Origin of the sequence: Streptomyces sp. NPDC006602, assembly GCF_042870385.1 — a bacterium.
GTDB lineage: Bacteria > Actinomycetota > Actinomycetes > Streptomycetales > Streptomycetaceae > Streptomyces.
Genome location: NZ_JBIAHG010000003.1, coordinates 390,341 through 403,681, shown reverse-complemented (window position 1 = coordinate 403,681; position 13,341 = coordinate 390,341). Strand labels below are relative to the sequence as shown.

Here is a 13,341-nt window from a genome sequence, read left to right as displayed (position 1 = left end):
ACACGGGTGCTGATTCTCACGTCCGTAAAAGACCGGATCGAGGGCCCTTTGTCACGTAGAGCGGTGTTAGCTTTCTGAGCTGACCTGGGCCACGAACCTGTGTGACAGCCGAGAAGGAAGCGGAGCGAACGGACTCATGGGACGAGCGGAAGAGAGACGAGCGCGGCAGCGCGGTGGTCGCCGCGCGGCGCCCAAGAGCCGCCGTTCGTCGGCCGCCGCGGGCGGCAAGCCCGGGAAGAGCTTCATACGCAGGCTGTTCACCTGGAAGAAGATCCTCGGCACCTTCTTCGGGCTGTGCCTGCTCGGCATCGGCGCGTTCATCGCGCTGTACATGATGGTGGACATCCCCAAGGGCAACGCGGCCGCCCAGCAGCAGAGCAACGTCTACAAGTACAGCGACGGCACGATGCTGGCCCGCGTCGGCGAGACCAACCGCGAGATCGTGGCGCTCAGCGAGGTCCCGAAGCCCGTCCAGAAAACCTTCGTCGCGGCGGAGAACAAGACCTTCTACACCGACGCCGGCGTCGACCTCAAGGGCACCGCTCGCGGTCTGATCAACACGCTGTCCGGCAAGGGCAAGCAGGGTGGCTCGACGATCACCCAGCAGTACGTCAAGAACTACTACCTCAACCAGGACCAGACCGTCACGCGCAAGCTGAAGGAACTGGTCATCTCGTTGAAGGTGGACCGCACGACGTCCAAGGACGACATCCTCGCGGGCTACATCAACACCAGCTACTACGGCCGCAGCGCCTACGGCATCCAGGCCGCCGCCCAGGCCTACTACCGCGTCGACGCCAAGGACCTCAAAGTCGAGCAGGGCGCCTACCTCGCCGCGCTGCTCCAGGCACCGAGCCAGTACGACTGGGCGGTCGCCAACAAGACCGGCAAGGCGCTGGTGACGGAGCGCTGGAACTACGTCCTGGACAACATGGTCGAGGAGGGCTGGCTCCCCAAGGCCGAGCGCGACGCCATGGAGTTCCCGGTCCCGAAGGAGCCGAAGGGCGCCCCCGGCCTGGAGGGTCAGAAGGGCTACCTGGTCAACCTGGCCAACACGCAGCTCGAGGACCAGCTCATGAAGGAGCAGGACATCTCGCGGTCCGAGGCCGAGGCGCAGGTCGAGAACCAGGGCTGGACCATCACCCTGAACATCGACAAGAAGCGGCAGGCCCAGCTGGAGAAGGCGGCCAAGACCCAGCTGACCAGCAAGCTGGACCCCAAGAAGCGGTCGGTCGACAAGAACATCCAGGCCGGCGCGGTCTCCGTGGACCCCGAGACGGGGAAGATCGTTGCCCTGTACGGCGGCGTCGACTACTACAAGCACTTCCGCAGCAACGCGACCCGCGCCGACTACCAGCCCGCGTCGACGTTCAAGCCGGTGATCCTCGCCGCCGCGCTGGAGGAGAACGCGCAGACGCAGGACGGCAAGCCGATCACCGCGAACACGATCTACGACGGCACCAGCAAGCGGCCGGTCGTGGACAACGGCACCAAGGTCGGGTTCGCCCCCGAGAACGAGGACGACCAGAACTACGGCGACGTCACCGTCCAGACGGCGATGAACAAGTCCATCAACTCCGTCTTCGCACAGCTGGGCGTCGACGTCGGCATGGACAACGTCCTGAAGGTGGCCGCCACACTCGGCATGGACACCGCCGACCTCAAGGCGGTGCCCGCGCAGACCCTCGGCACCATGGGCGCCAGCCCGCTGCAGATGGCGGGCGTCTACGCCACCCTCGACAACCACGGCAAGAAGGTCAGCCCGACCATTCTCAAGGCGGCCGAGCACAACACCCGCACGGTCGAACTGCCCGACCCCATCGGCGGCGAGGTGCTCAGCCGTGAGACCGCCGACACGGTCACCTCGGTGCTGACCGGCGTGGTCGACGACGGTACGGCCCGCACCTCCGTGCGCGACAACTCCGAGCGCGACGGCCAGCAGGTCGCCGGCAAGACGGGTACCTCCGACGACAACAAGTCGGCCTGGTTCACCGGCTACACGCCCGACCTGGTCACCTCGGTCGGCCTGTTCGGCGAGGACGTGAAGACCAGCGCGCAGGCCAAGATGTACGGCGCGGGCGGCCTCGAGCGCGTCAACGGCGGCGGCTTCCCGGCGCAGATCTGGGCGGCGTACACCTTCGGCGTCTCGGCCAAGAACTCCAAGTTCGACCTGGAAACCGACCAGGGCGCGGCGGTCCAGCCGACGAAGTCGGCGACCCCGAGCCGGACCCCCACCCAGACACCGTCGGAAGAGCCAACCACCGAGCCCCCGACGACGGAGCCCGAGACCACGGAACCGGAGACGAGCGAGCCGCCGACGGAAACCCCGACGACGACGGCCCCGACGACCAAGCCCCAGACAACCCCGACAACATCGCCTCCCGCGGACGCCACCACCCCGGAGAACCCACTGGACCCGAGACAGAACGACCTCTAGCAACAAAAAGGGGCGCCCGGCAAACACCGGGCGCCCCCTCAGGGGTGCGGGGCTGTGACATATGCGGCTCCACCGCGTGGGCGCGACAAGCCACAACGGAACCCGTAGCCGCCCTACGACCCAACCCCCGCGGCGAAGGCGAGACCCCGCCCCACCGCCGGAGGCATCAGGCCTCAGCTGCTGTTCAGCTCGAACCAGACCACCTTGCCCGTGCTCAGCCGCGTCGCCCCCCACCGCCGGGCCAGCCGGTTCACCAGATACAGCCCGCGCCCGCCCTCGTCCGTGGCGCGAGCCTGCCGCAGCCGGGGCAGCTGCGGAACGTCGTCCCCCACCTCGCAGCGCAGCACGTCCGTCCGCAGCAACCGGAGCGTGATCGGCCGGGTCGCATAGCGCACGGCGTTGGTCACGACCTCGCTGACCAGCAGCTCGACGGAGTCGGTGATGTCCTCCATGCCCCAGCGGGACAGCGCCCGCCGGGCCAGCCGCCGGGCCCGGCCGGGAGCCGCGTCCTCCGGCTCCAGGAACCAGTACGCCACGTCACTCGGCGCGATCCCGTCGAAGCGGGCGGCGAGCAGGGCGATGTCGTCGTCCCGGTCGCCCGGGCCGAGCATGTCGAGCACCTCGTCGCACAGCGCTTCGAGGGGCGGCGGATGATCGGGTCCGGTCAGCTGCGCGGTGGCGGCGAGCTTCTCGCGCAGCTGCTCTATCCCGGTCCACACGTCCCTGAGGCGCGACTCGACCAGCCCGTCCGTGTAGAGGAGCAGGGTCGCTCCGGCCGGTGCGTCCAGCTCCACGGCCTCGAAGTCGACGCCGCCGACACCGATCGGCGCGCCCGGCGGCACCCGCAGCACCTCGGCCCGGCCGCCCAGGTGCAGCAGGACGGGCGGGGGATGGCCGGCGTTGGCGATGGTGATCCGGTGCGAGACCGGGTCGTAGACGGCGTACAGGCAGGTCGCCATGCGATCGGTGCCGAGCCGCTGGGCCTGCTCGTCGAGATGGTGCAGCACCTCCTGCGGCGGCAGATCGAGCCCGGCGAGGGTCTGCGCGGTGGTCCGCAGCTGGCCCATGATCGCGGCGGACGTCATGGAGTGCCCCATGACGTCCCCCACCACCAGCGCCACGCGGCTGCCCGGCAGCGGGATCGCGTCGTACCAGTCGCCGCCGACCCGTGCGGTTTCGGCGGCCGGGAGATAGCGGGACGCCAGCCGCACACCCGTGGGCCGCGGCAGCGTCTCCGGCAGCATGGTGCGCTGCAGCTCGTCGGCGATGTACGCCTCACGGCCGTACAGCACCGCCTTGTCGATGCCGAGGGCGCTGTGCGTGGCGAGCTGGGCGGCGACCAGCAGGTCGTCCGGCTCGAAGGCGATGCGCTCAGGGCGGCGCAGGAACAGCGCGGCACCGATCACCCGGCGCCGGCCGCGCAGCGGGGCGAGGATCGCGCGCTGCCCGGCGGGTACGGCGAACTCGCCGCCCTCACCCAGAAGTTCGGTCAGCGCGGCGCGCACGTCCGAGGTGTCCGTGAACACGGGACGTACCCCGCGCAGCACCTCGGCGAGCGCACTGCCGGGCCGTACCTCGCACAGCTCCGTGCCGATCGTGTCCAGCTCGGACTGATCCGGCACCGGCACCGGCAGGATCCCGACCTCCAGGTCCCGCTCCTGCGGGATCCGGTCGGTCCGGCGCAGCCGCAGCACCAGCGGCCCGGTGGGCCGCTCGTCGCCGACGGGCAGCGGGTCGCGCAGATAGACGAGGATGGCGTCGGAGAAGGTCGGCACGGTCGCCCGGCACAGCCCCATCACGATCTCGTCCAGGTCGATGCCACGGGCGATCCGCCGGGTCGCGGCGCCCACGAAGCGCAGCCGGTCCCCGTCCCGCCGCATCGGCGTGGGCCGGCCGGGCGTCAGCGACTGCCCGGTACGACGCTCCTCGGCTCCGGCGCTCTCGGTGCCCGGCTGGACCGGGATCGCCTCGGGCACGGGCCGCGGACGGTGCGTGTCGGGCTCCGCGGAGATGGCGGGCTGGGAGTGCTCGGATTCGGTACCTACGGCTCTGGTGTCCTCACCGCTCGATGTCGTCGTGCCGGGACCGGCGGGCGGCGGCTCGCCGGCGCGCGCCTGCGCCGCTAAGGCACCGGCGCCGGGCGCGTGCGACGGCATGTCCGAGCCGTGCTCGGCACTGTGCGGGTGCGACGGCGCCGAGGCACGCAGGAGCGCCCCGCGGGGATCCGCGGGGTCGACGCCCGTCTGGGGCCGTTCGAAGGAGGTCGGCTGCTCCGTCACGCGTGTCGAATCCGTCCGTCCGGCGCTGCATACCGCGCGTGCAGTTGGTCCCGCCGAAGACCCGATACCCGGAATGCATGTCCCAGGAACGGATTTCCCGCGTGGTCAGAGGCTGTTTCTGTGCCACCGGCGGGAGCGCTGCCGCCCGCACCGGTGTTGCCCTCGTACCCCTCGCTCACGTCCTGCCCGCCCCTCGGTGACGATCGGTCAAGCCCAGCGCGTGCTCCGGTAGTTATCAAGGCGCGCCCTTGCGGAGGACGATCCTACGTTTCTTGCCCCGGGGCGCATCAAGGGTCTCACGAGGACATGTGCGCGGGCGTACGATCCCAGTCCTCCGGCAGGGTGGGGACACTCCAGGACGGATCAGGACGCCAGTGCTGCCAGCCGTCCGAGAACGGCGGCCCCCAGGCCCGGATCACCTCCACGGCGGACCGCCCCGCCTCCCGCACCTGTTCGGCCAGTTGCTTGTCCATCAGTCCGTCCCGCTGGGCCTGCGTGAACTCGTCCTCGTCCCGCCACTGCCAACCGCGGCTCGGATCCACGGTGATGTCGAGGAAGTGGTCGACGGAGTCCACCCCGCCCTCCCAACGCGCCAGCGGCTCCTCCAGGTTCACGTACCAGTTCTTGAACCGCCAGCCCGGTTCCCAGAACAGCCACACCGACCACGGCTCACCGGGCCGCGCCAGCTTCAGCACACCCGTCCCGAACCACCGGTCGCGCTGCACGGTCCGCGGCTTGGTGTAGCGGCTCTCCAAGGGCTCGACGTGCACGGGCGTACCGTCCGCGAGCACCGGCTTCACACACTCGGTGCCCGGGGCCATCCACACGGCGAGCAGCTCGCCGTCGTCCCGTACGACGGTGACGGGACGCGCGATGTGGAAGCCCGCGCCGCCGTTCTCCCGGTAACGCCACAGGATCTGACTCCCGGGCGCCCAGTACACCGCCGACCCGCCCGCGTCCGTTTCGGCTCTCACCGCTCCACCGTCTGCCATGCACAGATATTAGGTGCCATGGGCATACGACGCTGCGGCGCGCGTCACGGTTCACGCGCGGGGCGTGCGGCGTGCGCGATTGGTTACGGATGCGTCATCCGCAGGACATCCAGCGCCTCGTCGAGCTGCTCCGCGGTGAGGTCCCCACGCTCCACGTACCCGCCCTCGACGACGACCTGACGGATGGTCTTCCGCTCCGCCAGCGCCTTCTTGGCGACCTTCGCGGCCTCCTCGTACCCGATGTACTTGTTGAGCGGAGTCACCACGGAGGGCGACGACTCGGCGTACTCCCGCGCCCGCTCCCGGTGGGCGACGATCCCGTCGACGGTCCGGTCGGCGAGCAGCCGTGAGACGTTGGCGAGCAGCCGGATGGACTCCAGCACGTTCTTCGCGATGACCGGAAGCATCACGTTGAGCTCGAAGTTGCCGGCTGCGCCTGCGGTGGCGACGGTCGCGTCATTTCCGATGACCTGGGCGGAAACCATGAGGACGGCTTCCGGAATCACCGGGTTGACCTTGCCGGGCATGATCGAGGACCCGGGCTGGAGGTCGGGAAGGCTGATCTCGGCGAGGCCGGTGCGCGGCCCGGAGGACATCCACCGCAGATCATTGGCGATCTTCGTGAGCGACACGGCGACGGTCCGCAGCTGCCCGCTCGTCTCGACGATCCCGTCCCGGGCCCCCTGCGCCTCGAAGTGGTCGCGGGCCTCGGTGAGCGGCAGCCCGGTGGCGCGGGCGACCTCCTCGATGACGGCGGCGGAGAAACCGGGCGGCGTGTTGATGCCGGTGCCCACGGCGGTGCCGCCCAGGGGCAGCTCGGCGAGCCGCGGGAGGGACGCGCGGAGCCGCTCGACGCCGTAGCGGATCTGCGCCGCGTAGCCGCCGAACTCCTGGCCCAGGGTCACCGGGGTGGCGTCCATGAGGTGCGTGCGCCCCGACTTGACGACGTCGGCGAACTCCTCGGACTTGCGGGCGAGGGAGTCGGCGAGGTGCTCGAGGGCCGGGACGAGATCGCGGGTGACGGCGGCGGTGGCGGCGATGTGGATGGACGAGGGGAAGACGTCGTTGGACGACTGGGACGCGTTGACGTGGTCGTTGGGATGCACGTCCCGCCCGAGCCGCTCGGTCGCGAGCGTGGCGATGACCTCGTTGGTGTTCATGTTGGACGAGGTCCCGGACCCGGTCTGGAACACGTCGACGGGGAAGTGCTCGTCCCAGCGGCCTTCGGCGACTTCGGCCGCCGCCTCCTGAATCGCGTCGGAGACGTCCTTGTCGAGCACTCCGAGGCTCGCGTTCACCTTCGCCGCGGCGCCCTTGATGCGCGCCAGCGCCTCGATATGGGCGCGTTCGACGCGTTGCCCGGAGATCGGGAAGTTCTCCACGGCCCGCTGCGTCTGCGCCCGCCACTTGGCGTCGGCGGGGACCCGGACCTCGCCCATGGAGTCGTGCTCGATGCGGTATTCGCTCATGAGGGGTACAGCGCCCCCGCCGCCCCTGCCCATTCCCGTCCGCTGGGGCTGCGCACCCAGACCCCCCTTCGGCCCGGAAGGGGCCTCGTCCTCAAACTCCCCCAGAGGGGGGACCCCCAGACGGGCTGAAATCAGCCCCTCCGGCGTTTGAGGAGCGGGGTCTGGGGCGGAGCCCCAGGGGGCGGGAACGGGAAGGGGCGGCGGGGGCGAAAAACCCCTAGCCCAGCCCCGGCCCCCGCACCGGAATCGACGTGAACGTCGGCTGCTCCGGTTCCCGCGAAGTGAAGAAGTCGTTGCCCTTGTCGTCGACGACGATGAACGCCGGGAAGTCCTCGACCTCGATCTTCCAGACGGCCTCCATGCCGAGCTCCTCGTACTCGACGACCTCGACCTTCTTGATGCAGTCCTGGGCGAGGCGGGCGGCCGGGCCGCCGATGGAGCCCAGGTAGAAACCGCCGTGGGCGTCGCACGCGTCCGTGACCTGCTTGCTGCGGTTGCCCTTGGCCAGCATCACCTTGGAACCGCCCGCCGCCTGGAACTGCTCGACGTAGGAGTCCATGCGGCCGGCCGTCGTCGGGCCGAAGGAACCGGACGCGTAACCCTCCGGCGTCTTCGCGGGGCCCGCGTAGTACACCGGGTGGTCCTTCAGGTACTGCGGCATCTCCTCGCCCGCGTCCAGCCGCTCCTTGATCTTGGCGTGCGCGATGTCACGGGCCACGACCAGCGAGCCGGTGAGGGAGAGGCGGGTCTTGACGGGGTACTTGGTCAGCTCGGCGAGGATGTCGTCCATCGGCTGGTTCAGGTCGATCTTGACGACGTCGCCCGCCTCGTCCAGGTGCTCGTCCGTCGTCTCCGGCAGGAACCGCGCCGGGTCCGTCTCCAGCTGCTCCAGGAAGACGCCCTCGGCGGTGATCTTCGCCACGGCCTGGCGGTCGGCGGAGCAGGACACCGCGATGGCGACCGGGCAGGACGCGCCGTGGCGGGGGAGGCGCACGACCCGTACGTCGTGGCAGAAGTACTTGCCGCCGAACTGCGCGCCGATCCCGATCTTCTGCGTCAGCTCGAAGACCTTCTCCTCCAGCTCCTTGTCCCGGAAGCCGTGCCCCAGCTCCGAGCCCTCTGCCGGGATCTCGTCCAGGTAGTGCGCGGAGGCGTACTTGGCCGTCTTGAGTGCGTACTCGGCCGACGTACCGCCGACGACGATCGCAAGGTGGTACGGCGGGCAGGCGGCCGTACCCAGCGAACGGATCTTCTCCTCCAGGAACTTCATCATGGAGGCCTCGTTCAGGACGGCCTTCGTCTCCTGGTAGAGGAACGACTTGTTGGCGCTGCCGCCGCCCTTGGCCATGAACAGGAACTTGTAGGCGCCGCCGTCCGTCGCGTACAGCTCGATCTGCGCCGGCAGGTTCGAGCCGGTGTTCTTCTCCTCCCACATGGTGAGAGGGGCCATCTGCGAGTAGCGCAGGTTGAGGTTCAGGTAGGCGTCGTAGATGCCATGGGACAGCGCCTTCTCGTCCTCACCTTCGGTGAGTACATTCTGTCCGCGCTTGCCCATGACGATCGCCGTGCCGGTGTCCTGGCACATCGGCAGCACGCCCGCGGCCGCGATGTTCGCGTTCTTCAGGAGGTCCAGCGCCACGAACTTGTCGTTGCTCGACGCCTCGGGGTCGTCGATGATCCGGCGCAGCTGGGCCAGGTGGGCCGGGCGCAGATAGTGCTGGATGTCATGGATGGCCTCCTCGGCGAGCTTGCGCAGCGCCTGGGGCTCGACCTTGAGGAACGTCCGCCCGTCGGCCTCGAAAGTGGAGACACCCTCGGAGGTCACCAGCCGGTACGGGGTGGTGTCCTCTCCCGCAGGGAGCAGATCGGTGTACGCGAACTCAGGCATCTCGCCCATTCCTCACTCGACGACGGCCGCTGGCCTCCATTGGCAGCGCCCACCAGCGTAGAACCTGCCACCGACCGCGCTCTTGTGAGGTAATCCTCAGTCGGCCGGATCAAGCCCGATCAAGCCCGATCAAGCCGCATCAAGCCGGCCGGGCCAAAGGTTGTCCACAGCCCTAGTCGCGATCTATCGCGTTTGGGTACGCTGCTGCCGTGGACCTTCAGAAGCACACCGAACCGCAGGTGCAGTCCCCCTCCGAACTGCGCGCGTCGGACGCCGACCGCGACCGGATCGCCGACATCCTGCGCGAGGCCCTCGCCGAGGGCCGCCTCAGCGCGGACGAGCATGCCGAGCGCGTCGAGGGGGTGCTGAACGCCAAGACGGTCGGCGAGCTGGAGGTCTTCATACGGGACCTGCCGGCCGCACACGAGCGCCGGGCCACCCCCCTCTACACCCCGGCCCCCAACCGCCCCACCGACGCCATCCCGCACGACCCCGACGACAACGTGGTGGCGGTCTTCGGCAGCGCCGTCCGCAAGGGCCGCTGGCGGGCGGGCCGCCGTATCCACGCGTACGCCGTCTTCGGCAGCGTCGAGATCGACCTCAGCGAGGCGATCTTCGAGTACCGGCAGGTCGTCATCAAGGCGATCTCGGTCTTCGGCAACGTCGAGGTCCGCGTCCCGGAGAACGTGTCGCTGCGCGGCACCGGCGGCGGCGTCCTCGGCAACTTCGAGGTGGACACGCTGGATTCGACCGACCCCGACGCCCCCGTGGTCTACGTGGACGGCTGGGCCGTGCTCGGCAACATCGAGGGCAGGCCCAAGCGCGGCAAGCTCGTCGCGGACATCCTCGACCGCGTGCACCGCAAGGTCGACAAGAGTTTGCGCAAGCACCTGGATCATTGACGCTTGTGAATTCGGCGGGAGGTCAAGCGGAACGGAGCATGCCCGCAGCACCGGAGAGCGCGCACATCCCCACGGAAACCAGCGGTTCGGAACTCAGTGCATAGGCGCGCGCACAGCGGGTAGGGCTTGCTGCATCGTCGCTCGCTCGCGAAGCCGTCGTCAGGAGTAGACCGTGCTGCAACCGCCGCATTCGTCCCTGCAGGTAGCTGCCGTTCCGGCCCAGCGGGTGCCAGTGCGGGACAGGGACCAAGACGCACCCTGGCACACCGAGGCGGTGTGCCGGCGCGACGAGGCCGGCCTGTTCTTCGCACCCTCCAAGGAACCCACCGCTGCCCGGCTCTCCCGCGAGCAGGCCGCGAAGCGAGTCTGTTCGGGCTGCCCCGTCATGGTCGAGTGCCGCGAGCACGCGCTCCTGCAACCGGAACCGTACGGAGTCTGGGGCGGCCTGACCGCCGCCGAACGCCGAGTCGTCCTGGCGAGGCGCCGCCGCCGCGACCTGGAGCTGAAAAAGGCGGCGAGGGCGACGGACCGAATAGCGGCAGCGGGCTGAGCAAAGGGGCGCCCCCACCGCACCGGGGGCGCCCCTTTGACGCTGGACGGACCGGTGGACGGACCGCTGGACGGACGTGCTTACTTGGCCCGGTCGAAGTCGATGGCGCTGTACGCCCGCAGCTTGCTCAGCCGGTGCTCCGAGTCGATCCGACGGACCGTCCCGGACTTGGACCGCATGACGATCGAGTCGGTGGTCGCCGTCTCCGACCGATACCGCACGCCCCGCAGCAGCTCACCATCGGTGATGCCCGTCGCCACGAAGAACACGTTCTCCCCGGACACCAGGTCGTCGGTCGTCAGCACGCGGTCCAGATCGTGTCCCGCGTCGATCGCCCGCTGCCGCTCCTCGTCGTCCTTCGGCCACAGCTTGCCCTGGATCGTGCCGCCCAGACACTTCACGGCGCAGGCCGAGATGATGCCCTCCGGCGTGCCGCCGATACCGAGCAGCAGGTCGACGCCGGTGCCCTCGCGCAGCGCCAGGATCGAGCCGGCCACGTCGCCGTCGGAGATCAGCCTGATGCGCGCGCCGGTCTCGCGGACCTCCTCGATGAGGCCCTGGTGCCGCGGCCGGTCCAGGATGACGACGGTGACGTCCTCGGGCGTGGACCGCTTGGCCTTGGCGACCCGGCGGATGTTCACGGACACGGGCGCGTTGATGTCGACGAAGTCGGCGGCCTCGGGCCCGGTGACCAGCTTGTCCATGTAGAACACGGCGGACGGGTCGAACATCGACCCGCGGTCGGCCGCGGCCAGCACGGCGATCGCGTTCGTCATGCCCTTGGCGGTCAGTGTGGTCCCGTCGATCGGGTCGACGGCGATGTCGCACTCGGGCCCGGTTCCGTCGCCGACGCGCTCTCCGTTGAAGAGCATCGGGGCCTCGTCCTTCTCGCCCTCACCGATGACGACGACGCCGTTCATCGAGACGGTGGAGACGAGGGTCCGCATGGCGCGCACCGCGGCACCGTCGGCGCCGTTCTTGTCGCCGCGGCCGACCCAGCGGCCCGCGGCCATGGCCGCGGCTTCGGTCACCCGGACGAGTTCCAGGGCGAGGTTGCGGTCGGGAGCCTCGGAGGGAACCTCGAGCTCGGACGGCAGATGATGATGCTCGGTCATCGGAGCGCACCTTTCTGATACGGCGACGGCCGGATGAGGGTATGGGCCGACTCTATCCTCAGGCAGACAAAATGAGCAGGGGGCCCCACGGATGAGCGGACCAGGGCACCTGCGACGATAGGGACGTGGCAGGTTCGAACGGTAAGCAGAAGACGGTCCGGGACATGATCCTCTCCCTTGGTCTGATCGGGCTCATGGCGGGTGTCATCTACCTCTTCATCCCGCACGACGACTCCGCTCCGGAGATCAAGAAGGTCGACTACCGCGTCGAGCTGCTCACGGCACGCCGAGCGGCCTCCTACCCGGTGGCCGCGCCCGAGGGCCTGGCCGCCGACTGGAAGGCCACCTCCGTCCGCTTCCAGGGCGACAGCTTCGACGCCTGGCACCTGGGCTTCCAGGCGCCCGACGGGGAGTACGTCCAGGTCGAGCAGTCGACTCAGAAGCCGTCGACCTTCATCGGCGAGGCCAGCCAGGGCGGCGAGGTGACGAAGACCACCCAGGAGATCGACGGCCGCACCTGGACCCGGTACACGGGCGGCCGGTACGACGCACTCGTCCACCAGGGCGACGGCGCGACGACGGTGGTGGCGGGCACGGGCTCGTTCGACCGGCTGACGGAGATGGCCGGGGCCCTGAAGATGGGGTGAGCCCCCAAGGACATGAAGAAGGCCCCCGGCGTCGCAGCCGGGGGCCTTCTGTGTGCACCTGAACCGCTCAGACGGTGGTGACGACCTCGTCGTACGCCAGGCGCGGGGAGCGCGGGAACCAGGAGTCATCGCCCGGCTTGCCGATGTTGACGACCATCAGCGGGGTGTGGTCGTCGTCCAGGAACTCCTTGCGGACACCCTCGAAGTCCAGGCCGGTCATCGGACCGGCGGCGAGGCCCGCGGCACGGACGCCGATGATGAAGTACGCGGCCTGCAGGGCGGCGTTCAGCGAGGCGGCACCCTCGCGGGCGGAGCGCTCGCCGAAGAAGACGTCCTTGGCCTGCGGGAAGTGCGGGAAGAGCTCCGGCAGCTCCTCGTGGAACTCGTTGTCCGCGGCGAGGATCGCGACCAGCGGGGCGGTGGCGGTCTTGGGCTGGTTGCCCTCGGCCATGTGCTGGACCAGGCGCTCACGGGCCTCGGCGGAGCGGACCAGGGTGACGCGCAGCGGGGACTGGTTGAAGGCCGTCGGGCCGTACTTGACCAGGTCGTAGATCGCCTGCACCTGCTCGTCGGTCACCGGTTCGTCGGTGAAGGTGTTCGCGGTGCGCGCCTCGCGGAACAGGAGGTCCTGGGCGGCGGGGTCGAGTACGAGAGACATGCGTGACTTCCTCGGGGTGGCGCCTGTATCAATACCGGACCGTGGTCCGGTATTGCTGACAGTGTCGACGTTACGCGAATTAAGGTTCAACCTTCAACCAAAAATGGGGCGTGGTGACCCGCTTCACACAGCAGGCCACTCGCAGGGCGAGCGGCTACTCGCCGTCCTCCGCCGCTGCTTCGAGGTTCTCCTCGGCCAGTGCCGCGTCCAGCCGCGCCCGCGCCCCCTCCAGCCAGCGCCGGCACACCTTCGCCAGCTCCTCGCCCCGCTCCCACAGCGCGAGGGACTCCTCCAGCGTCGTACCGCCCGCCTCCAGCCGCCGTACGACGTCGATCAGCTCGTCCCGCGCCTGCTCGTAGCCGAGCGCCTCATCCACCTTGCTGCTCATCCGTCCACCCTATGCA

At 69.5% G+C, this 13,341-nt stretch carries 11 protein-coding genes; 4 read left to right on the top strand and 7 right to left on the bottom strand.

The window, feature by feature from the left end:
- The first annotated feature begins 136 nt into the window (after positions 1–136).
- Positions 137–2,437 (top strand): transglycosylase domain-containing protein, encoded by a 2,301-nt coding sequence (locus ACFYO2_RS10580; RefSeq protein ID WP_388346946.1) that lies wholly within the window; start codon positions 137–139, stop codon positions 2,435–2,437.
- A gap of 173 nt (positions 2,438–2,610) precedes the next feature.
- On the opposite strand, the gene ACFYO2_RS10575 is transcribed toward ACFYO2_RS10580, so the two are convergent.
- The 4 genes from ACFYO2_RS10575 to ACFYO2_RS10560 all read right to left on the bottom strand — a co-directional run bounded on the left by ACFYO2_RS10575 (position 2,611) and on the right by ACFYO2_RS10560 (position 9,065).
- Positions 2,611–4,716: a SpoIIE family protein phosphatase gene (locus ACFYO2_RS10575; RefSeq protein WP_388346944.1), complete on the bottom strand. Its 2,106-nt coding sequence runs from the start codon at positions 4,714–4,716 to the stop codon at positions 2,611–2,613.
- Between the two features lie 296 nt (positions 4,717–5,012).
- Positions 5,013–5,708: a DUF402 domain-containing protein gene (locus ACFYO2_RS10570; RefSeq protein WP_388346942.1), complete on the bottom strand. Its 696-nt coding sequence runs from the start codon at positions 5,706–5,708 to the stop codon at positions 5,013–5,015.
- Positions 5,709–5,791: 83 nt separating this feature from the next.
- Positions 5,792–7,177, bottom strand: a complete 1,386-nt coding sequence (locus ACFYO2_RS10565) for a class II fumarate hydratase (protein ID WP_388346940.1) — start codon at positions 7,175–7,177, stop codon at positions 5,792–5,794.
- Between the two features lie 217 nt (positions 7,178–7,394).
- Positions 7,395–9,065, bottom strand: coding sequence for a fumarate hydratase (locus tag ACFYO2_RS10560; RefSeq protein ID WP_388346939.1), 1,671 nt, complete (start codon positions 9,063–9,065; stop codon positions 7,395–7,397).
- 209 nt (positions 9,066–9,274) lie between these two features.
- Between ACFYO2_RS10560 and ACFYO2_RS10555 the strand changes: the two genes are divergently transcribed.
- Together ACFYO2_RS10555 and ACFYO2_RS10550 are read left to right on the top strand one after the other, a co-directional pair.
- Entirely contained in the window at positions 9,275–9,967 is a 693-nt protein-coding gene (locus ACFYO2_RS10555) for a DUF1707 domain-containing protein (RefSeq protein WP_388346937.1), read from the top strand.
- Between the two features lie 172 nt (positions 9,968–10,139).
- The gene (locus ACFYO2_RS10550) at positions 10,140–10,517 is read left to right on the top strand and encodes a WhiB family transcriptional regulator (protein WP_388346935.1); all 378 of its coding nucleotides are present in this window, start codon (positions 10,140–10,142) and stop codon (positions 10,515–10,517) included.
- Between the two features lie 80 nt (positions 10,518–10,597).
- Here the strand turns inward: ACFYO2_RS10550 and glpX are convergent, their stop codons facing one another.
- A complete protein-coding gene (gene glpX / locus ACFYO2_RS10545) occupies positions 10,598–11,632 on the bottom strand; it encodes a class II fructose-bisphosphatase (RefSeq protein ID WP_388346934.1) in 1,035 nt (344 codons plus the stop codon).
- A 125-nt stretch (positions 11,633–11,757) separates the two neighbouring features.
- On the opposite strand from glpX, the gene ACFYO2_RS10540 reads away from it, so the two are divergent.
- Positions 11,758–12,279 carry a DUF4245 domain-containing protein gene (locus ACFYO2_RS10540; RefSeq protein ID WP_388346932.1) on the top strand — a complete coding sequence of 174 codons (522 nt, stop codon included), beginning with the start codon at positions 11,758–11,760 and terminating at the stop codon, positions 12,277–12,279.
- Positions 12,280–12,346: 67 nt separating this feature from the next.
- Here ACFYO2_RS10540 and ACFYO2_RS10535 read toward each other — a convergent pair whose 3' ends face one another.
- Both ACFYO2_RS10535 and ACFYO2_RS10530 read right to left on the bottom strand, forming a co-directional pair.
- Positions 12,347–12,937, bottom strand: coding sequence for a malonic semialdehyde reductase (locus ACFYO2_RS10535; protein WP_388346931.1), 591 nt, complete (start codon positions 12,935–12,937; stop codon positions 12,347–12,349).
- A gap of 154 nt (positions 12,938–13,091) precedes the next feature.
- Positions 13,092–13,325 carry an exodeoxyribonuclease VII small subunit gene (locus tag ACFYO2_RS10530; RefSeq protein ID WP_388346929.1) on the bottom strand — a complete coding sequence of 78 codons (234 nt, stop codon included), beginning with the start codon at positions 13,323–13,325 and terminating at the stop codon, positions 13,092–13,094.
- Positions 13,326–13,341 lie beyond the last annotated feature (16 nt).

What these genes read in the sequence shown, in the direction of transcription:
- ACFYO2_RS10580 (WP_388346946.1), top strand. Translation starts at nt 137, where the DNA reads ATGGGACGAGCGGAAGAGAGACGAGCGCGGCAGCGCGGTGGTCGCCGC.
- ACFYO2_RS10570 (WP_388346942.1), bottom strand. Translation starts at nt 5,708, where the DNA reads ATGGCAGACGGTGGAGCGGTGAGAGCCGAAACGGACGCGGGCGGGTCG.
- ACFYO2_RS10565 (WP_388346940.1), bottom strand. Translation starts at nt 7,177, where the DNA reads ATGAGCGAATACCGCATCGAGCACGACTCCATGGGCGAGGTCCGGGTC.
- ACFYO2_RS10560 (WP_388346939.1), bottom strand. Translation starts at nt 9,065, where the DNA reads ATGCCTGAGTTCGCGTACACCGATCTGCTCCCTGCGGGAGAGGACACC.
- glpX (WP_388346934.1), bottom strand. Translation starts at nt 11,632, where the DNA reads ATGACCGAGCATCATCATCTGCCGTCCGAGCTCGAGGTTCCCTCCGAG.
- ACFYO2_RS10535 (WP_388346931.1), bottom strand. Translation starts at nt 12,937, where the DNA reads ATGTCTCTCGTACTCGACCCCGCCGCCCAGGACCTCCTGTTCCGCGAG.
- ACFYO2_RS10530 (WP_388346929.1), bottom strand. Translation starts at nt 13,325, where the DNA reads ATGAGCAGCAAGGTGGATGAGGCGCTCGGCTACGAGCAGGCGCGGGAC.